Raw genomic sequence first — 19739 nt, forward strand, 5'->3', positions numbered from 1 at the left:
ATCCCGCCTTGCTGTTGCCGAAAGTGAAAGATCGAATCTTTGTTATAGTTTCAACTATAAAGCCCTTTTGGTAAGCCATCCGAAAGGGCTTTTTTTATTTCAATACTTAAAAATTAAAAATCATGAAAACACTAGATATCAATACAATCGCATACGAATACTTATTAAGAACAAATTCTGAGGAACAGAATAATTTTTTAGAAGATCAGACAATAGAATTTAATCAGGATCAATATTTACAAAATCAGAATTCTTTACTCCTTCAATTATACAATCTGGAAGAAGAAGATTTATATGTTCAGGCGCAATTCAACAATTAATTACAATATATAAAAGTATTAACAATACCTAAAAAACTAAGAAATCATGAGCACACAAAAATTTGCAACAAACGCACTTCACGCAGGACACGATGTTACTAAAAATTCAGGGACAAGAGCAGTGCCTATTTATCAGACATCATCATACGTATTTAATAATGCCGATCATGCGGCCAATTTATTTGGTCTTGCCGAAGCCGGATTTATTTATACGAGATTAAATAACCCAACCAATGATATCTTGGAACAAAGATTGGCAGCACTTGAAGGCGGAATCGGAGCGGTGGTCACGGCGTCTGGAGCATCGGCAATTTCTACAACTTTTTTAACGTTGCTAAAAGCGGGAGATCATATTGTAGCGTCAAACAGTTTGTATGGCGGAACTTATAATCTATTAAAAGTTACATTGCCAAGATTAGGAATTACGACAACATTTGTAGATCCGTCAAAACCAGAAAACTTTACTAAAGCAGCAAAAGAAAATACTAGAGCTTTTTTTGTAGAATCTCTAGGAAACCCAAAATTGGACGTTTTAGATTTGAAAGGAATTTCGGCAGAAGCCAAAGCATTTAAAGTGCCATTTATAGTAGACAATACAGTTGCGACACCTTATTTATTAAACCCAATTAAATATGGTGCCGATATTGTAATTCACTCCTTAACAAAATATATCGCTGGAAACGGAACTTCATTAGGAGGCGTTATCATTGATGCTGGAAACTTTGACTGGGCAAACGGAAAATTCCCTGAATTTACCGAACCATCTGCAGGATACCACGGATTAGTATATCACGAAGCTTTAGGAAATGCGGCTTTTATTGCAAAAGCCCGAATTGAAGGTCTGCGTGATTTTGGTTCTGCTTTGAGTCCTTTTAATGCTTTTCAGATTATTCAAGGATTAGAAACGCTGCCAATCCGAATTAAGAAACACAGCGAAAATGCTTTGGCTCTGGCTGAATGGCTAGAAAAACAAGATGAGGTGGTTTGGGTAAATTATCCAGGGCTGAAGTCTAGTAAGTATCACGATTTAGCAAATCAATATCTTCCAGAAGGGAAAAGCGGAATTATCACTTTCGGTTTAAAAGGAGGTTTTGATGCGGCGAAAAAAGTAGTAGACGAAACAAAATTGTTCTCTCTTTTGGCTAATATCGGAGATACTAAATCACTGATTATTCACCCAGCAAGCACAACGCATCAGCAATTGACAGAAGCGGAGCAAGAAGAAACAGGAGTTTCTAAAGACTTGATTCGTCTGTCTGTTGGAATTGAAGATATCGAAGATTTAATTGCAGATCTGCAAGCAGTTTTTGAAAGCGTGAAGCTTTCACAATACAGCATCAATAAAAATTAGGTTTTTTTGTTTTTTGTTTGAAAGATTGCCTTTAGCGAGTGGTTTTGCTAAAGGTAATTTTTTATGAAAAGTATCATTATAAAATTAAACCATATATGTAGAGACGCACCGCAGTGCGTCTAAATTATATACGTGGAATATATTAAATAAACCATATAAGTTATATAAGTTCATTTTTTGTAGAGACGCACCGCAGTGTGTCTAATTGTGGAAACACACAGTTATATGTCCAAAATTATACACAAAATATATTAAATGAACTTATATGACTTATATGGTTTTAAAAAAAATAAAAAATCATGTCAAAGCTTAAAATAAATATTGTCCTTTTTGGAATTGGTAATATCGGAAGCACTTTGATTAATCAGATTATCGAAAGTCAGGAGTTTTTTCTTGAAAGTAAAAATGTCGATTTTCATTTTCCAATTATAACCAATTCAACAGTCGCTTTCTTCGAAAAAGAAGGCGTAGGTTATTCGTGGGAAACCAATTTTAGACAATTGGCAGTTCCGTTTAAAGTAGAAGATATTGTCGAGTTTGCACAAGAAAATGAATTCGAAAACCTAATTGCTGTAGACGCGACGGCCAGCGACGAATTGGTAAAACACTACAATACACTAATCAAAAACGGATTTAATATTGTAGCGGTAAACAAAAAAGCCAATACACTTCCGTTAGATCTTTATAAAGAACTTCGATCGAATCTGAAAAAGTACGACAAAGAATTTCTTTACGAAACCTCTGTTGAGACTGGAATTCCAGTTTTGCGGACTTTAAGAGATTTGTATTATTCTGGAGAAAAAATCAAAAAGATTCGAGGTGTTTTTTCAGATAATCTGAGTTATGTTTTCAATCGATTTTCAATAGAAGATGTTTCATTTTCTTCCATTCTAAAAGATGCAAGTCTTTTGGGATTAATGAAATCCAACTTTAAAGAAGATTTATCTGGAAACGATACGGCAAGAAAACTTTTGATATTGGCCAGAGAAATCGGAAAAGACTTTGAACTTTCTGATATTAAGATCAAGCCATTTATAACTGAAGAACATTTGGAGAAAAACGGTGTGCTCAATAAAGAAGCTGTCGATAAATCTTTTAAGATTGCCAAAATTACTCAGGCAGAAGATCATGTGCTTCGATATGTGGGCGAATTTGATTTGGAAAAAGGAACTTTAGAAACCAAATTGATTTCCGAATCAGTCAATTCACCAATTGGACAATTAAAAGGTTCTGACACGATTTTTGAAATTTACACAAAATCTTACGGTGATATTCCAATTGTAATTCAGAGCGCGCCTCCGTGCAGGCAAGCAATTTCAAGAGGAATTATAACCGATATTCTAAAAATTGCAGAGCGAATTAGGAGTAAAGAGGCAGTCTGGCTGTAAATTTTTAATAAAAAAAAGAAAAAGGTTCTTTGATAATTTGATTTGTCAATTGGAGTCATGAAGAAAAAAAGGCTTGTTTTGTAAGTTTTTTACCTTTATTGTTTCGTTTTCGTTTTTGTAAGATGTTTTTCATCGTTAAAAAACTGATTTTTAACGATTTTTGTAATTAAATTCTTGAATTTAATTTGTGTAATAAAAAAAATATTTGCATATTTGTTATACCCAAAAACTACTAGAAATCAAATGAACTTAAAAGTCAACAAAATGTTTTGTGCCATTTCGGTTAAGACCGAGGTTGGGGTGTCTATTGCTTAAAAAAATTGTAAGAATACAATAATAATATAGTAAGAGCCTCCTAAGAAATTTTTAGGAGGCTTTTTAATTTAAAAGAAATGCAGAATTTTAAAATACAATATAAATCACAGATGAATAAATCCTTACAGATGAACAAGATGTTTACTGTCGCGCTTATTTGCGCATACGTCTGTTGATACTAAAAGCATACATGAGTGTAAAAACTTAAACCCTTTTGGTATCTAAAAATCCAAAAGGGTTTTTTTATTCCAAAAAGCGATTTAACAGAAACATAAAAGAGAAATAAAGATTATAAAACACAACTGAACTAAAACTTAATATCATGAGCAAATTGAACTACTTCGCAGAAAAAATTTCTAAATTGAAAAACAGAAGGACAAAAAATAGCAATCCGCCGCCAACAAACGAATTGGCTCACCCAAGATTCGGAATCACAGAAGAAGATAAAAGTACTGCTAAAAAAGTACCAAACTCTTTATTGTTTTTGATGTATTCAAAAGAAAATGAAACGCTTTTTATCTAAACGGAAAAGCATCATAAACTAGGTGAAAACCTGCTTAATTTTACTGGGCATTTTTGTTCGGTAAATTTTTGCGTATAATAGTTTTTGCTCATGTAAGTCGCAGAAATTTAACAAACACTTTTAGATTAAATTTGTTTGTTAAAGAAATTAGTAGTTAATTTGCACTCGTTAAGTTCATAAAAGTATTGAAATGTTATAAAGAAAGGACGAGGGATTAGACCCGATGAATCCTTAGCAACCCTTCGTTAATTCGAAGAAGGTGCTGCATTCTACCACGCCCAACGTGGAAAGATAACAATCAGAATTTTTCTAGTTTAGACTAGTTTTTTCTTTCTAATATTTCCATATACAAATCATAATACAACAGATTTGAAATTGGAAAATAGACCAAATCCCATTATAATTCAAGATTTCATCACAGAAAGTGGTGCAAATTATCATTCTATACCGTTAAGTTTTACACTGTCTGGCCAGCCGCTGCACAGTGCGCCTATTGTTTTGGTTAATCATGCCTTGACAGGAAACTCACAAGTTACTGGCGAAAATGGCTGGTGGAATGACTTAATTGGCGAAGGTAAAACTATTGACACTGCTGTTTATACCATTTTAGCCTTTGATATTCCTGGAAACGGAACAAATTCTTTTTTAATCGAAAATTATCTTGACTTTACAGCCAGAGACATTGCAAGAATCTTTATTGAGGGTGTAAAAGCCTTAAATATCGAAAAGCTTTTTGCTGTTATCGGAGGTTCTGTCGGGGGTGGAATTGCTTGGGAAATCTTAGCTCTGGCGCCAAACATTACAGAAAACCTTATTCCGATTGCGAGTGACTGGAAATCGACAGACTGGCTTATTGCAAATTGTTTTCTTCAGGAGCAGATTCTGAATAATTCTTCAAAACCAATAGAAGATGCGAGAATTCATGCCATGTTATGTTATCGTTCGCCAGAATCATTCAAAGAAAAATTCCAAAGAACCATCAATCAGGATCTTTTGATTTTTAATATCGAAAGCTGGTTGGCGCACCACGGAAAAAAACTGCAGAAAAGATTTCAGCTTTCTTCTTATAAATTAATGAATCAGTTGCTTAAAACAATTGATATTACGAGAAATAGTGAAAGTTTTGAAAACTTATTGTCAAAAACAACGGCTTCAATTCATATCATCGGAATCAATTCTGATCTGTTTTTTACAGCAAAAGAAAACGTAGAAACCTACGAAGAATTGAAGAAGTTTAAAGACAATGTTTTCTACAGCGAAATTGTCTCTGTTCACGGACATGACGCTTTTTTAATCGAGTACAAACAATTAGATCATTTACTTGCCGACATTTTTAAGGCAGAAACAATAAAAAAATAAAATGAAAGTATTAAAATTTGGAGGTAAATCATTAGCAAACGGAGAAGGACTTAACAAGGTTGTTTCTATCATTTCTGATAAAGTAAATCAAGGAGAAAAAATTGCCGTTGTAGTTTCTGCGCGTGGAAATGCGACAGACGAACTGGAATTTATCTTAAGCATTGCGGCTAAAAATGGCAGCTATAAAGAATTATTAGAGAATTTTAAAAAATATCAAATATCAGATTACCCACAAGTTGATTTATCTGAAGAGTTCAATATTTTAGATAAACTTTTTGAAGGAGTAAGCTTAATTGGCGATTACAGCAAAAAAATTAAAGATCAGATTTTGTCAAAAGGAGAATTGCTTTCGGCTAAATTATTGACAGCTATTTTATTGGAAAAAGGAATTCCAGCCAATTTCGTAGATACAAGAGATTTGCTGAAAACAGATTCTAAATTTGGTGATGCACAGCCTTTAGAGCAGCTTTCGAAGAAAAACGTAATCAATTATTTTAAAGAACATAACGGAGAAACGGTTAATATAGTTACAGGTTTCATTGGATCTAATAACAACAACGACACAACTACTTTAGGTAGAAATGGCAGTAACTATACCGCTTCGTTAATCGCCAATTATTTAAATGCAGAAGAATTACAAAACTTCACGCACGTAGACGGAATCTACACCGCAAATCCTGATTTGGTTGCCGATGCTAAGAAAATAGAATATTTATCATTCAATGAAGCAAATGAGCTGGCAAATTTCGGCGCAACGATTCTTCATGCTAAAACGATTATTCCTTTGTTAGAAAAGAATATTCCGTTACGAATTTTAAATACATTCAACCACGAAAATAGAGGAACTTTAATCACTTCAGATTCTTCTAAAGAAGGAATTAAAACACTTTCTGTTTTAGAAAATGTTTCTCTTGTAAATCTTGAAGGACGCGGATTACTTGGAAAAGCTGGGGTTGATGCCCGAATTTTTAAAGTAATGGGCGATCACAATATCAGTGTAAGTATCATTTCGCAAGGTTCTTCAGAAAGAGGAATCGGATTGGTGGTTGCAACTGATAAAGCAACAACTGCAGTTGTAGAGTTAGAAAAAGAATTTGAAAATGACTTTTATTCTAAAGATGTTAATCAGATTACGGTTACAGACAATGTATCGGTAATTTCGATTATTGGTCAGGATTTGAGTACTTTCCACAAGCCGTATACAGCTTTAATCAAAAACAAAATTGTTCCGATTTTATTCAACAACACAGTTACGGGTAAAAACGTGAGTTTGGTTGTTAAAAAAGAAGAATTAAACAAAGCATTAAACGTAATTCACGGAGAGATTTTTGGTGTTTCTAAAAAGATCAACATCGCGATTTTCGGTCACGGATTAGTTGGAGGAACTTTGATTAATCAGATTTTAGAATCGGCTTCTGCAATTGAAAAACGTAAAGATATTAAGCTGAATGTTTTCGCTATAGCGAATTCTAAAAAACTGCTTTTGAATAAATATGGCGTTACCAACAATTGGAAAAACGATATTGACACAAAAGGTGAAGCTTATACGATAAAAGATATTATCGCTTACGCGAATGAGCATCATTTAGAAAACTTAATTGCAATTGATAACACGGCAAGTGCAGCTTTTGTAGAAAATTATATTCCGCTTGTAGAAAGCAGTTTCGATTTGATTTCTTCTAATAAAGTGGCTAATACATTAAGCTATGGTTTTTATAAAGAACTGAGAAAAGCTTTGGCTGAAAACCAGAAGAATTATTTATACGAAACCAATGTTGGTGCAGGTTTGCCATTAATTGATACCATTAAATTATTACACCTTTCAGGAGAAAATATCACAAAAATTAAAGGAGTTTTCTCAGGAACATTAAGTTATTTATTTAATAATTTCTCTGCAAAAGATGCGCCTTTCAGCGAAATCTTGCAGGAAGCAATTGATAACGGGTATACAGAACCAGATCCGCGTGAGGATTTATGCGGAAATGATGTGGGAAGAAAATTATTGATTTTGGCTAGAGAATTGGATTTGCAAAATGAATTTGAAGAAATCTCAATTCAAAACCTAATTCCAGATCACTTGCGTGAAGGAAGTGCAGCCGATTTCTTGACGAAATTGAAAGAATTTGATCCAATTTATGCTAAAATAAAAGCAGAACAGCAGCCAAATCATGTTTTAAGATACATTGGTGAATTGTCTGGAGATTTGCAGAATGACAAAGGAAATCTAGAAGTAAAATTAGTTTCAGTTCCTTCAGACACTGCACTGGGCGGATTAAAAGGTTCTGATTCTTTCTTCGAAATTTACACAGAATCGTACGGAGATCGTCCGATCGTTATTCAAGGAGCCGGTGCGGGTTCTGCGGTAACCGCAAGAGGAGTTTTCGGAGATATTTTGAGATTGTCTGATAAAGGGTAATTTGATTTTAGATTTTAGAGGGTAGATTTTAGATTATTTTCTCTCTAGACTCGATCCAGTTTATCATTGCGAGGAACGAAGCAATCACATTTGCAAAATTAAGCTTTGTGTAATTGTTAGTGAGGTTGCTTCGTTCCTCGTAATGACAAAACATAAAAATAAACAACAAAACAAAAAAAATAACAACACAATGAAAGTAACCTTAAACAGAGTAAACGACGCATTTCATTTTAAAGTAAAAAATGAACGCGGACACGTAGTTGACGTTGACAGCAGAGCCGAATTTGGCGGAAGCGATTTAGGCGCAAGTCCAATGGAATTAGTATTAATGGGAGTTGCAGGCTGCAGCGCTATCGATATGATTTCAATCTTGAAAAAACAGCGTCAGGAAATTACTTCTTTTAACGCTGAGGTTGAAGGTACACGTGTGCAAATTGAAGAGGCAAAACCTTTTAAAGAAATCGATGTGGTTTTTTATTTAGAAGGAGAAATCAATCCAGAAAAAGCAAAAAAAGCGGCACAGCTTTCTTTCGAGAAATACTGTTCTGTTGCTAAAACAGTTGAGCCAACAGCAACAATTAAATATAAAGTGGTTTTAAACAACGAAGAATTAAGTTAATTAGAGAATTAGTCAATTTGATAATTAGATAATTCTTTTAGGACTTATTAAAAATTCACATTCAGCCTTTGTGAACCTTCGTGTTTCGCTTTGTGAATCTTTGTGAAATTTACAAGAAAACGAATTCGTGCAAATCTGTGCAATTCGTGTTAAAAATAAAATAACAACACAATGAATATAGAAGATCTTGGTTTTGAAACACAAGCCATCAGAACACATTTAGAAAAAACACAATTTCAGGAACATTCAACTCCTTTGTACTTATCATCAAGCTTTATATTTGAAGATGCAGAGGATATGAGAGCTTCTTTTACAGAAGAAAAAGTTCGTAATATTTATTCTCGTTTTAGCAATCCAAACACAACAGAATTTGTAGATAAAGTTTGTGCGATGGAAGGCGCCGAAGCGGGTTACGCTTTTGCAACCGGAATGGCTGCAATCTATTCGACTTTTGCAGCTTTATTAGAATCTGGAGATCATATTGTTTCTGCAGGAAGTGTTTTTGGTTCGACTCACGCTTTGTTTATGACCTATTTTCCAAAATGGAAAATCGAAACTTCGTATTTTGATATCAATAAACCAGAAACAATTGAGAGTTTTATTAAGCCAAATACTAAAATCTTATATGCTGAAACGCCTACAAATCCAGGTGTAGATGTAATTGATTTGGAACTTTTGGGGCAAATTGCAAAAAAGCACAATTTGATTTTAATAATTGACAACTGTTTTGCAACGCCTTACATTCAGCAGCCTATTAAATACGGTGCGCATATCGTAGTGCATTCTGCAACAAAATTAATGGACGGTCAAGGTCGTGTTTTAGGAGGAGTTGCAGTTGGAGACGCAGAGCTGATTCGTCAAATCTATTTGTTTTCAAGAAATACAGGGCCGGCAATGTCGCCATTTAATGCATGGGTGTTGTCAAAAAGTTTAGAAACTTTGGCTGTTCGTGTGGATAGACATTGCGAAAATGCTTTAAAAGTAGCCGAGTTTTTAGAGAGTCATCCAAATGTAAACAGTGTAAAATATCCTTTTTTAAAATCGCATCCAAAATATGAAATTGCCAAAAAGCAAATGCGTTCAGGTGGTAACATTATTGCGATTGAAATTAAAGGCGGCCTGGAAGCAGGAAGAAAATTTTTGAACAAGATTAAATTATGTTCGCTTTCTGCTAATATTGGCGATGTAAAAACGATTGTAACGCATCCTGCATCAACAACACACAGCAAATTATCTGAAGAAGATCAATTAGCAGTTGGAATCACGCAAGGTTTGGTTCGTGTTTCTGTTGGTTTAGAAACGGTAGAAGATGTAATTGCAGATTTGAAGCAAGCATTGGATTAACTATAATATTATATAAAATTTTGAAAGGGCTATTTAATAGCCCTTTTTTAGTATATTAACTTTTCAATAAAATGTAAATTATGTCAAAGCCAAGATTGCTTTTACTGTCAGATTTATTTGGAGGCAATCCGGAATGGATTCAATACTATATCAAAATTTTAGAATCTAAATATGACATCCGATATTACAATGTTTTAAAATTAGCTCAGATTGATTCATCAAATAATGAAGAGGAAATTCATAATCAATTTGTAAATGGAGGAATTGAAAAAGCAGTAAATAGTTTATTAAGTTTTGAAAAAGAAGAAGTAATTGTTTTAGGTTTTAGTATTGGAGGAACAATTGCGTGGAAAGCTTCTCTAAAAGGATTAAAAACTAAACAATTAGTTGCTGTTTCTTCGACAAGATTGCGTTTTGAAACTGAAGTTCCAAATTGTGAAATAAGATTATATTTTGGGGATAGAGATTTAAATGTTCCAAATCATAGTTGGTTTTGGGATTTGAAAATTTCAAATCAGATTATTGAAAATCAGGATCATCTTTTGTATCAAGAAAAAGAAAACGCTTTTCTAATTTGCAGTAATTTTTTATAATTAATTCTGCAAAAGATATACTTTTGTTTCAGACAGAAAATTTTTAATATAAACAAATTTATGAGTGGTCGAACTTACATTCTTGATAAAAAGTTGCTTGCTTCAGACAGAAAGCGTTTTGAAAGTGGTATTGTTGATTTTATCTTTGTTTTTATTTCAATTTTTGTTTCTAGTCTTATTATTGTAATAATCGGGAATATCTTTAATTGGGATATATACTCTGTTTGGGGAAGATTTGTTACCAATTCCCCTTACTTGGCATTATTTACTTTTTTAATGCTTAATTATTTGTTTATGGAATCTTTTTTTGGAGCGACCATGGGCAAATTTGCTACAGGTATTGTAGTTGTTACAGAAAGTGGTGTGAAACCAAATTTAGGTAAGATCATTATTAGAACGTTATGCCGTTTGATTCCTTTTGATATAGTGTCATTTTTAGGTAAATCTGGTAAATTTTGGCATGACTCTTTTTCTAAAACTTATGTTGTCAACAGAAAAGGTTTAGAATCAGATCTGGAAATTTTTTATTCTGTAGATTTGATTGGAGAAAAAGAATTAATCTGATAGGTTTAGTAGAATTTAACTTTCTTCTTATGTGAAAGTTCAAACAAAAAGCATACTTTTGTTTTCTAATAAAATTTAGAGTGATGATAACAGTGTAATCTAAAATCTACATTCTAAAATCTAAAATCTAGTACGTGCTTTCAAAGAAAACAAAATACGGAATTAAAGCTTTAACTTATTTAGCGAGACGTGAAAATAACGAACCGGTACAAATTGCAGAAATTGCAAAAAGCGAACATATTTCGATTAAATTTTTAGAAAGTATTTTGCTTCTTCTAAGAAATTCTGGATTTCTTGGAGCAAAAAAAGGAAAAGGCGGCGGTTACTACTTAATAAAAGATCCGAAAGATATCAGCATGGCAAAAGTCTACCGTATTTTGGAAGGTCCAATTGCACTTTTACCTTGTGCCAGCCATAATTTCTACGAAAGATGTGACGATTGCGACGACGAAACAACCTGTGCGGCACGTCGATTAATGACTGAAGTACGCGACAATACACTTAAAATATTAGAAAGCAATTCTCTTGCAGATATCGCTTTTTAATTTTTTTTAAACCATATAAGTTTATTTGATTTGTCCTGCAAGGTTTCCAAAACCTTGTAGGTATTCAATCATATTTTCCTAAAAATTACACCTACAAGGTTTTGGAAACCTTGCAGGAGCGCGCCGAAGCTAAATTGAACTTATATAACTTATATGTTTAAAAAACCTTAAAATATCAGTTTGTAGCCTGCAAGGAAAAGCATTACTGCAATAGCATTTCTAAGAAACTGATCAGGCACTTTTCCGCTAAGCATACTTCCCATATAGATTCCTGGAAGTGATCCCATTAATAACTGACCGAGTAATCCTAAATCTAAATTTCCCATAGAAGCATGACCGATTCCCGCAACTAGAGTTAACGGAACCGCGTGTGCGATTTCAGTTCCTACTAATTTAGGAGTTGGCAGCAAAGGATAAAGGAAAAATAATGTCACGGTTCCTAATGCTCCCGCGCCAATTGAAGTTAAAGTTACTGTTGCTCCAAGCAAAACTCCAATTCCAATAGTTAGCATATTTTGAGTTGTACTTTCACTATGAAATTTATCACCAGCGTGCTTCTGAGAAAACTTCATTAATTTTTGCTTGAAAATAATCGCAACAGAAGTAAATAATAATGCCCAGCCTAAACTTTGTTTGATAACACGATTGATGGTTTCAATATCTGTTTTGATGCTATGCAATATCCATAAGGTAAGCAAAGCAGCGGGAACGCTTCCTAAAGTAAGCCATCCTGTAATTTTCCAGTTGATATTGCCTTTTTTGTTGTGAACAAAAATTCCACCAGCTTTAGTAAAAGCAGCGTAAAGTAAATCGGTTCCTACTGCTGTTGTGGGAGGTATATTAAAGTATAATAAAATAGGAGTCATTAAAGAGCCACCTCCAACGCCTGTTAACCCTACAATAAAACCAACCACTAAACCTGCAATGACAAGACCAATCTGAAAATCCATGAAAAAATATTTGCCGCTAAAATAATAACATTTTTATAATTATCCTATAGATTTGGTAGAGATTAAATGTGTATTTTTGTAAATCACAAAAATAGGGTGTGCTGTTAAAATAAGACGAAGCAATACAATATTTGTTAAATTAATTACTAATTCCTTTTTAAATGTCTGTTATCTTGGTTTATAAGGTGATAGCTAATGCAAAAAAGTAAATATATTATTTTGATATTTCGAAATATGTAGTACATTTGCAAAGTAATCTACTAAGCCGATAGGGTAATGGATTTTTAAGAACAAAACAAATTCTTAAAATATGGAAAATGAACTTAAGTTAGACAACACGACGGTAAAGTCAGATGCTTTATCAAAAGAAAAATTATGGATTGCGATTCCTGTAATTTTGTTGTTAGGTTTGGTAGCTACATTAATTTATAATCATCACGCTGAATTTTCATGGGATGGTTTTGTTCAGGGATTTGATGAAAGTCTTTTAGCGTTCTTTTTAATTGGTGTTTTTGCTCAATTGGTAGACGGAGCTTTAGGAATGGGATATGGAGCAACTGCAACATCATTTCTTTTGGCTTATGGAGTTCCGCCAGTTGTAAGCAGTACGGCGGTTCACGTTTCAGAAATGTTTACCACTGGAGCGTCGGCACTTTCGCATCACCGTTTTGGAAACATCAACAAAAAACTGGTAAAACATTTATTGATTCCAGGAGTTTTAGGTTCGATTACCGGAGCTTATTTATTGTCAGATGTAATTGATGGCGATATTATTAAGCCTTTCATTGCAGTTTATATGATTGTTTTGGCTGTAATTATCATCAAAAAAGCGTTGAAGAAAAATGTTGAAAAAAAGAAAACCAAAAAACTAGGCGTTTTAGCTGTTTTTGGAGGTTTTATGGATTCAGTTGGCGGCGGAGGCTGGGGACCAATTGTGACTTCAACTTTATTAGGAAGAGGAAGAAATCCGAAATATACTATTGGTTCGGTTAATGCAGCTGAGTTTGCGATTTCGTTTGCAAGTGGAATCACTTTCATGCTTTTTGGAGGAATCCACGGATGGCAGGTAATTATCGGGCTGATTTTAGGAGGCGTAATTGCAGCACCGATTGCAGCATTTTTAGTAAATAAAATTAAAAGAAAACCAATGATGGTTGCGGTTGGGATTCTAATTATATTATTGAGTTTAAAAACATTATCTAAATTATTTTAAAGAATAATTTTAGAAAGGAGAGATTATGAGTGCGAGTATTGTACAAGAATTATTAGAAAAAACTGCAGCTCTTTCGCTTGACGAAACCTTAGTTTTTTTAGCAAATGAGTTTCCGGGAAAAGTAATTTTTTCGACTTCTTTTGGTCAGGAAGATCAGGTAATTACCGATTTCATTGCAAAAAGTAACACTGATATTACCGTGTTTACTTTAGATACCGGAAGATTATTTCAGGAAACGTATGATGTTTTTCATAAAACATTAAAAAAATACAAAAGACCAATCGAAGTCTTTTTCCCAGAAGCGGCATCAGTAGAAAATCTGCTTCAGACAAAAGGACCGAATAGTTTTTACGATTCGGTTGAAAATAGAAAAGAATGCTGTTTCATTCGAAAAGTGGTTCCGTTAAGAAAAGCTTTGGCAGGGAATTCAGTTTGGATTACAGGTTTAAGAGCCGAACAATCAGAAAACAGAAGCGATTTGCATTTATTTGAATACGACGGAGGTTTCGAAATCATCAAATTCAATCCATTGCTAAAATGGACTTTAGAAGAAGTTGAAACCTATCTTTCAGAAAATAATGTTCCGCAAAATGCTTTACACAAACAAGGTTTCGTAAGTATCGGATGTGCGCCTTGTACAAGGGCAATTTTTCCAGGAGAAGATATCAGAGCCGGAAGATGGTGGTGGGAGTCAAGCCATAAAGAGTGCGGTTTACATGGTGCAAAAAAAGAGTAACTGCAGAGAGAATAGAAAATAGAATAAAGAGAATAGAATTAAGTATTAAGAAAACCTACTCTATTTAAAGTTCCGGAGGAACGATCCATATTGTAGCGCCGGATTTTAATCCGGGGAGACGTCAAAGAAATCGCAAAAACGGATTTTATTCCGTTGAATAATTAATAAGAATAGAATAACGAGTTTAAGATTCCAGCAACTTGAAACCTTAAACTTGAAACAAAAAAATAACAACAATAATGAGTTCAGTATTAAAAACAAACGCTTTAGAGAGTGAAGCGATATACATTTTCAGAGAAGTAATTTCACAGTTTGACAAACCGGTTTTACTTTTCTCAGGAGGAAAAGATTCTATTACATTGGTGCGTTTAGCGCAAAAAGCATTTTTCCCTGCTAAAATTCCGTTTCCTCTATTACACGTTGATACGGGACACAATTTCCCTGAAACAATTGCTTTCAGAGATAAATTGGTAGAAGAATTAGGTTTAGAGTTGATCGTTCGTAATGTTCAGGATGCTATTGATGAAGGAAAAGTGGTGGAAGAAACTGGAAAATATTCAAGCCGTAACAGCTTACAGACTACAACACTTTTAGATGCCATTGAAGAATTCAAATTTGATGCTTGTATTGGTGGTGCGCGTCGTGATGAAGAAAAAGCAAGAGCTAAAGAACGTATTTTCTCTGTTCGTGATGATTTTGGACAGTGGGACGAAAAAAATCAGAGACCTGAGTTGTTTGATATTTTGAATGGAAAAATCGAAAACGGTCAAAACGTTCGTGTTTTCCCAATTTCAAACTGGACAGAATTAGATGTTTGGAGTTATATCGAAAAAGAAAAAATCGAGATTCCGTCAATCTATTTCTCACATAAAAGAAAAGTTTTTTTGAGAGACGGTTTAATCTGGTCGCATTCTCCTTTTGTGTACCAAGAAGAAGACGAACAAATCGAAGAAAGAATTGTTCGTTTTAGAACCGTTGGAGATATGAGTTGTACAGCAGCTGTTGAGTCTTACGCAGCAACAATCGAAGAAGTTGTGGGTGAAATAAGAAGTTCAACCATTTCTGAAAGAGGAGCCAGAATCGACGACAAACGTTCTGAAGCTGCAATGGAGAAAAGAAAACAACAAGGATACTTTTAATTCAATTAAAAATTTAGAATTAAAAATTAAAAATTTCAAAAAAAACTAAGATTTAAAATTTTGTGTAAGTGTTCCAATAACTTGAAACATTAAACTTGAAACAAAATTTTTAAACCTGAAACAAAATATTACAGAATGGACGTTTTAAAAATAGCAACAGCAGGAAGTGTAGATGACGGAAAAAGTACTTTGATCGGAAGATTATTGTACGATACAAAATCATTGACAACAGATAAAATTGAAGCAATCGAGAAAAGCAGTAAACAAAAAGGATACGATTATCTTGACTTTTCGCTTGCAACAGACGGATTGGTAGCAGAAAGAGAGCAAGGAATTACGATTGACGTTGCACACATTTATTTTTCTACAGCAAAGAAAAGTTACATCATTGCCGATACTCCAGGTCACGTAGAATATACAAGAAACATGGTTACAGGAGCTTCAACTTCTCAGGTTTCTATCATTTTGATTGATGCTAGAAAAGGAGTTATCGAGCAAACTTACCGTCACTTTTTTATCAATAATTTATTGAGAGTAAAAGAAGTAATCGTTGCCATCAACAAAATGGACTTAGTAGATTATTCTGAAGAAGTTTTCAATAAAATCAAAGCCGATTTCGAAGCATTAAATGCAAAAAGTACGTATAAAGAACAAAACGTAAGTTACATTCCATTAAGTGCAATCAACGGAGGAAACGTTGTGGACAAATCGGAAAATATGCTTTGGTATGACGGACAAACTGTTTTAGAACATTTAGAAGGATTGCATTCTCATGATGTTTACGAAGCAGGAAAAGCACGTTTCCCAGTTCAGACGGTTATTCGTCCAAAAACTGACGAATACCACGATTTTAGAGGATACGCAGGAAAATTATACGGAAACTCAATTAAAGTTGGAGATGCTGTAACAGTTCTTCCTTCATTAACAGAATCAAAAGTTTCTAAAATTCACTTTTTCGATAAATCATTTGATGAAGCTACAGCAGGTTCTTCAGTTACAATCGAATTAGAAAATGATATCAATGTAACGAGAGGTGATATGATTGTAAAATCATCTGAACTTCCAAAAATTGAAAAAGATATTACAACAACGATCTGTTGGATGGACAGTAAAAAACTGGTTGCAGGAACAAAATATTTAGTTCAGCATAACACAAACAGAGTTTTAGCAAAAGTAGAAAGCATTAAAAATACAATTGCAACAGATTATTCTGGAACGACTGAAGCTTCACAATTAGCAATAAACGAGATTGGAGAAGTAACAATCAAATTAAGCAAACCATTGTATTTTGATTCTTATAACGAAAATAAATCAAACGGCGCTTTTATCTTAATTGATACCGCTACCAATACCACAGCAGGAGTTGGATTTATTAAATAGTTGATGGTTTATGGTTTTTTAGAAACCAACAATAAACGACCAACAATAAACCAAAAACAAGAAAGAAATGGAAAGTTTTAGAACAGAAATAGAAAATCCGGTAGTTCAGAAGGAGATTATCGAATTAGAAAAAAAGATTCACTTATTCCGCGGAGGAAAAATTGATGATGAGCGTTTTCGTAGTCTTCGTTTAGCACGTGGAATTTACGGTCAGCGTCAGGAAGGCGTTCAGATGATTCGTATCAAATTGCCTTATGGTAAAGTGACCAGCGAGCAATTGAGAAGAATTACTGAAGTATCAGATAAATATTCTACAGGACGTCTGCATATTACAACTCGTCAGGATATTCAGATTCACTATGTGAGCTTAGACAGAACGCCTGAACTTTGGTCAGAGTTAGCAAAAGATGATATCACTTTGCGTGAAGCTTGTGGTAATACTGTTAGAAATATTACAGGAAGCGAATTAGCTGGTGTAGACGTAAACGAACCATTTGATGTTTCGCCTTATGCACACGGTTTGTTTCAATACCTTTTAAGAAACCCAATCTGTCAGGAAATGGGACGTAAATTTAAAATTTCGTTCTCTTCTTCAGACGAAGATACAGCGTTGAGTTATTTACACGATTTAGGATTTATTCCAAAAATTAAAGATGGACAAAAAGGATTTAAAGTAGTTTTTGGTGGAGGTTTAGGATCTCAACCTGCACATGCAGAATTACTTTCGGAATTTATTCCAGTAAACGAAATCATTCCAACAGCAGAAGGAATCATCAGAATTTTTGATCGTTATGGAGAACGTGCAAAAAGAATGAAAGCACGTATGAAATTCTTAATCAAAGAAATGGGGAAAGATGCTTTCCTTGATTTGGTTGAAAAAGAGAAAAAAGCAATCGCTTTTGAAACATACGAAATCGACACAACTGCTTTTGACGGACCAATTCCAGAACCTGTTTTAGAAGTGCCACAAGTTACAATCGAAGATACAGCAGCTTATGAAGCTTGGAAAAAATCAAATGTAATTGCACAAAAACAAGAAGGATATTATGCTATCGGAATCAAAGTTTTATTAGGAGATTTTTATACTGATAAAGCGAGATTATTAGCAGATTTAATTAAAAATTACGCAGCAAACGAATTACGTTTTTCATTGCGTCAAAATATTGTAATACGTCACGTAAAAGAAGAGAATTTACCATTCTTTTATCAAGAATTAGCCAAATTAGACTTTGTTCATTTAGGATATAATTCAGTTGGAGATATTACGGCATGTCCTGGTACAGATACTTGCAACTTGGGGATTGCGAGCAGTACGGGTATTGCCGAAGAATTAGAAAGAGTTTTAAGTGCAGAATATCCTCAATATTTAAACAACCGCGAAATCGAAATCAAAATTTCGGGCTGTATGAATGCTTGCGGACAACATAATATGTCTGCAATCGGATTTCAAGGAATGTCTATCAACTCAGGAAAATTAGTTGCACCAGCGCTACAAGTTTTATTGGGTGGAGGAAGATTAGGAAACGGAGAAGGACGTTTTGCTGATAAAGTAATTAAAATTCCAAGCCGTAGAGGACCAGAAGCTTTGCGTACGATCTTAAATGATTTTGACGCTAACGCAAATGGAGAAAAATTCCTGAACTATTACGATGCAAAAGGAGAGAAATACTTCTACGAAATCTTAAAACCATTATCTGATGTAACCAATTTAACAGAAGCTGATTTTGTAGATTGGGGTAATGCGGATAATTATGTAAAAGCAGTTGGAGTTGGAGAATGTGCAGGTGTTGTGATCGATTTAGTGGCGACTTTATTGTTAGAAGCCAAAGAAAAAATCACTTTTGCACAAGAAGCTTTCGACAGCCAAAAATGGTCAGATGCAATTTATCACGCTTATGCAGGATTTGTAAACGGTGCAAAAGCATTGTTATTGGCAGAAAACCAAAAAACAAATCACCATGCAGGAATCGTTGATTTGTTTGACACTGTTTTTATTAATACAAATAAAATCGAATTGAATTCAACTTTTAAAGACTTGGTTTACCAAATCAATAAAAACGAACCATCTGAAGCTTTCGCTAAAGATTACATTGCTCAGGCAATAGTTTTCTTTGATAAAATCGAAACTTTCAGAGCACAAGAATTAGCAAATGCATAATATAAAACCGAAAGTAACTTTAGTCGGTGCAGGTCCGGGCGATCCCGATTTACTGACGCTGAAAGCTGTAAAGGCACTGGCTGAAGCTAATGTGGTTTTATACGATGCCTTAGCCAACGAAGAAATTCTGAATTACGCGCCTAAAAATGCCATCAGAATTTTTGTTGGAAAAAGAATCGGAAATCATGCTTACACGCAAGATCAAATCAATCAATTGATTGTTGATAATGCATTGACGTATGGAAATGTAGTCCGACTAAAAGGCGGTGACCCATTTATTTTTGGAAGAGGAAGCGAAGAAGTGGAATTTGCAGAAAGTTTCGGAATTGAAACAATTGTTATTCCAGGAATTTCATCTGTAATCGCAGTTCCCGCAAGTCAGGGAATTTCAATTACAAAAAGAGGCGTTTCAGAAAGCTTTTGGGCCATTACAGGTACAACATCTGACAGAAAATTATCTTCAGATGTAGCTTTGGCCGCGCAATCTTCAGCAACCGTTGTAATCTTAATGGGAATGCATAAACTGCCTCAGATTATCGATTTGTTTCAAAAAGAAAATAAAGGAAATCTGCCCGTTGCCATTATCCAAAACGGAACTACAGATGAAGAAAAAGTCGGCGTAGGAAAAGTCGATTCGATTTTGGAGATCGTAAAAGAAAAAGAACTAGGTTCTCCAGCAATTATCGTTTTAGGCGAGGTTGTTCGCGAAAGCACTAAATTAAAAGGATTTTACGAAGAATTTTGTCAAAAAAAAGAGTTAGATAAAATGTTCCGTCAGAACCAATTCGTTGGTAAAAAATGATTGATTGAATAAAATCATCTAATT

18 protein-coding genes and 1 riboswitch are annotated in these 19739 nt (G+C 34.0%); of the genes, 17 read left to right on the forward strand and 1 reads right to left on the reverse strand.

The window, feature by feature from the left end; genetic code table 11:
- The first annotated feature begins 122 nt into the window (after positions 1–122).
- The 11 genes from AC3E9W_RS04910 to AC3E9W_RS04960 all read left to right on the forward strand — a co-directional run bounded on the left by AC3E9W_RS04910 (position 123) and on the right by AC3E9W_RS04960 (position 11337).
- Positions 123–320, forward strand: coding sequence for a hypothetical protein (locus AC3E9W_RS04910; protein ID WP_488767223.1), 198 nt, complete (start codon positions 123–125; stop codon positions 318–320).
- A 46-nt stretch (positions 321–366) separates the two neighbouring features.
- Entirely contained in the window at positions 367–1671 is a 1305-nt protein-coding gene (locus AC3E9W_RS04915) for an O-acetylhomoserine aminocarboxypropyltransferase/cysteine synthase family protein (RefSeq protein ID WP_488767225.1), read from the forward strand.
- A 299-nt stretch (positions 1672–1970) separates the two neighbouring features.
- On the forward strand, positions 1971–3059 hold the full coding sequence (locus AC3E9W_RS04920) for a homoserine dehydrogenase family protein (RefSeq protein ID WP_488767227.1): 1089 nt from the start codon (positions 1971–1973) through the stop codon (positions 3057–3059).
- A 637-nt stretch (positions 3060–3696) separates the two neighbouring features.
- Positions 3697–3897: a hypothetical protein gene (locus AC3E9W_RS04925; protein WP_306155808.1), complete on the forward strand. Its 201-nt coding sequence runs from the start codon at positions 3697–3699 to the stop codon at positions 3895–3897.
- Between the two features lie 190 nt (positions 3898–4087).
- Positions 4088–4195, forward strand: a riboswitch (SAM riboswitch).
- Between the two features lie 71 nt (positions 4196–4266).
- Entirely contained in the window at positions 4267–5256 is a 990-nt protein-coding gene (locus AC3E9W_RS04930) for an alpha/beta fold hydrolase (RefSeq protein ID WP_488767228.1), read from the forward strand.
- Position 5257: 1 nt separating this feature from the next.
- Positions 5258–7672 (forward strand): bifunctional aspartate kinase/homoserine dehydrogenase I, encoded by a 2415-nt coding sequence (gene thrA / locus AC3E9W_RS04935; protein WP_488767230.1) that lies wholly within the window; start codon positions 5258–5260, stop codon positions 7670–7672.
- A gap of 190 nt (positions 7673–7862) precedes the next feature.
- Positions 7863–8291: an OsmC family protein gene (locus AC3E9W_RS04940; RefSeq protein ID WP_488767231.1), complete on the forward strand. Its 429-nt coding sequence runs from the start codon at positions 7863–7865 to the stop codon at positions 8289–8291.
- Between the two features lie 171 nt (positions 8292–8462).
- Entirely contained in the window at positions 8463–9635 is a 1173-nt protein-coding gene (locus tag AC3E9W_RS04945; RefSeq protein ID WP_488767232.1) for a trans-sulfuration enzyme family protein, read from the forward strand.
- An 80-nt stretch (positions 9636–9715) separates the two neighbouring features.
- Positions 9716–10228: an alpha/beta hydrolase gene (locus tag AC3E9W_RS04950; RefSeq protein ID WP_488767233.1), complete on the forward strand. Its 513-nt coding sequence runs from the start codon at positions 9716–9718 to the stop codon at positions 10226–10228.
- 93 nt (positions 10229–10321) lie between these two features.
- Entirely contained in the window at positions 10322–10792 is a 471-nt protein-coding gene (locus AC3E9W_RS04955; protein ID WP_488767234.1) for an RDD family protein, read from the forward strand.
- Positions 10793–10926: 134 nt separating this feature from the next.
- Positions 10927–11337: an RrF2 family transcriptional regulator gene (locus AC3E9W_RS04960; protein WP_125722103.1), complete on the forward strand. Its 411-nt coding sequence runs from the start codon at positions 10927–10929 to the stop codon at positions 11335–11337.
- 167 nt (positions 11338–11504) lie between these two features.
- Here the strand turns inward: AC3E9W_RS04960 and AC3E9W_RS04965 are convergent, their stop codons facing one another.
- A complete protein-coding gene (locus tag AC3E9W_RS04965) occupies positions 11505–12287 on the reverse strand; it encodes a sulfite exporter TauE/SafE family protein (RefSeq protein ID WP_488767236.1) in 783 nt (260 codons plus the stop codon).
- A gap of 310 nt (positions 12288–12597) precedes the next feature.
- Between AC3E9W_RS04965 and AC3E9W_RS04970 the strand changes: the two genes are divergently transcribed.
- The 6 genes from AC3E9W_RS04970 (at position 12598) to cobA (ending at position 19715) form a co-directional block, all read left to right on the forward strand.
- Complete coding sequence (locus AC3E9W_RS04970; RefSeq protein WP_488767238.1) at positions 12598–13500, forward strand: sulfite exporter TauE/SafE family protein; 903 nt, start codon at positions 12598–12600, stop codon at positions 13498–13500.
- A gap of 25 nt (positions 13501–13525) precedes the next feature.
- On the forward strand, positions 13526–14236 hold the full coding sequence (locus tag AC3E9W_RS04975) for a phosphoadenylyl-sulfate reductase (protein ID WP_488767240.1): 711 nt from the start codon (positions 13526–13528) through the stop codon (positions 14234–14236).
- A 239-nt stretch (positions 14237–14475) separates the two neighbouring features.
- The gene (gene cysD / locus AC3E9W_RS04980) at positions 14476–15375 is read left to right on the forward strand and encodes a sulfate adenylyltransferase subunit CysD (RefSeq protein ID WP_008466601.1); all 900 of its coding nucleotides are present in this window, start codon (positions 14476–14478) and stop codon (positions 15373–15375) included.
- Positions 15376–15510: 135 nt separating this feature from the next.
- Positions 15511–16755: a sulfate adenylyltransferase subunit 1 gene (locus AC3E9W_RS04985; RefSeq protein ID WP_488767242.1), complete on the forward strand. Its 1245-nt coding sequence runs from the start codon at positions 15511–15513 to the stop codon at positions 16753–16755.
- A gap of 67 nt (positions 16756–16822) precedes the next feature.
- A complete protein-coding gene (locus tag AC3E9W_RS04990) occupies positions 16823–18913 on the forward strand; it encodes a nitrite reductase (protein ID WP_488767244.1) in 2091 nt (696 codons plus the stop codon).
- The gene (gene cobA / locus AC3E9W_RS04995) at positions 18906–19715 is read left to right on the forward strand and encodes a uroporphyrinogen-III C-methyltransferase (protein ID WP_488767246.1); all 810 of its coding nucleotides are present in this window, start codon (positions 18906–18908) and stop codon (positions 19713–19715) included. The genes AC3E9W_RS04990 and cobA overlap by 8 nt, the downstream gene beginning before the upstream one ends.
- Positions 19716–19739: the final 24 nt, after the last annotated feature.

The sequence above is a fragment of the Flavobacterium sp. 38 genome (assembly GCF_057799715.1).

Bases quoted from the DNA above. Each gene is read 5' to 3' on its own strand.
- AC3E9W_RS04910 (WP_488767223.1), top strand. From the start codon at position 123: ATGAAAACACTAGATATCAATACAATCGCATACGAATACTTATTAAGA.
- AC3E9W_RS04915 (WP_488767225.1), top strand. From the start codon at position 367: ATGAGCACACAAAAATTTGCAACAAACGCACTTCACGCAGGACACGAT.
- AC3E9W_RS04920 (WP_488767227.1), top strand. From the start codon at position 1,971: ATGTCAAAGCTTAAAATAAATATTGTCCTTTTTGGAATTGGTAATATC.
- AC3E9W_RS04925 (WP_306155808.1), top strand. From the start codon at position 3,697: ATGAGCAAATTGAACTACTTCGCAGAAAAAATTTCTAAATTGAAAAAC.
- thrA (WP_488767230.1), top strand. From the start codon at position 5,258: ATGAAAGTATTAAAATTTGGAGGTAAATCATTAGCAAACGGAGAAGGA.
- AC3E9W_RS04940 (WP_488767231.1), top strand. From the start codon at position 7,863: ATGAAAGTAACCTTAAACAGAGTAAACGACGCATTTCATTTTAAAGTA.
- AC3E9W_RS04945 (WP_488767232.1), top strand. From the start codon at position 8,463: ATGAATATAGAAGATCTTGGTTTTGAAACACAAGCCATCAGAACACAT.
- AC3E9W_RS04950 (WP_488767233.1), top strand. From the start codon at position 9,716: ATGTCAAAGCCAAGATTGCTTTTACTGTCAGATTTATTTGGAGGCAAT.
- AC3E9W_RS04965 (WP_488767236.1), bottom strand. From the start codon at position 12,287: ATGGATTTTCAGATTGGTCTTGTCATTGCAGGTTTAGTGGTTGGTTTT.
- AC3E9W_RS04970 (WP_488767238.1), top strand. From the start codon at position 12,598: ATGGAAAATGAACTTAAGTTAGACAACACGACGGTAAAGTCAGATGCT.
- AC3E9W_RS04975 (WP_488767240.1), top strand. From the start codon at position 13,526: ATGAGTGCGAGTATTGTACAAGAATTATTAGAAAAAACTGCAGCTCTT.
- cysD (WP_008466601.1), top strand. From the start codon at position 14,476: ATGAGTTCAGTATTAAAAACAAACGCTTTAGAGAGTGAAGCGATATAC.
- AC3E9W_RS04985 (WP_488767242.1), top strand. From the start codon at position 15,511: ATGGACGTTTTAAAAATAGCAACAGCAGGAAGTGTAGATGACGGAAAA.
- AC3E9W_RS04990 (WP_488767244.1), top strand. From the start codon at position 16,823: ATGGAAAGTTTTAGAACAGAAATAGAAAATCCGGTAGTTCAGAAGGAG.
- cobA (WP_488767246.1), top strand. From the start codon at position 18,906: ATGCATAATATAAAACCGAAAGTAACTTTAGTCGGTGCAGGTCCGGGC.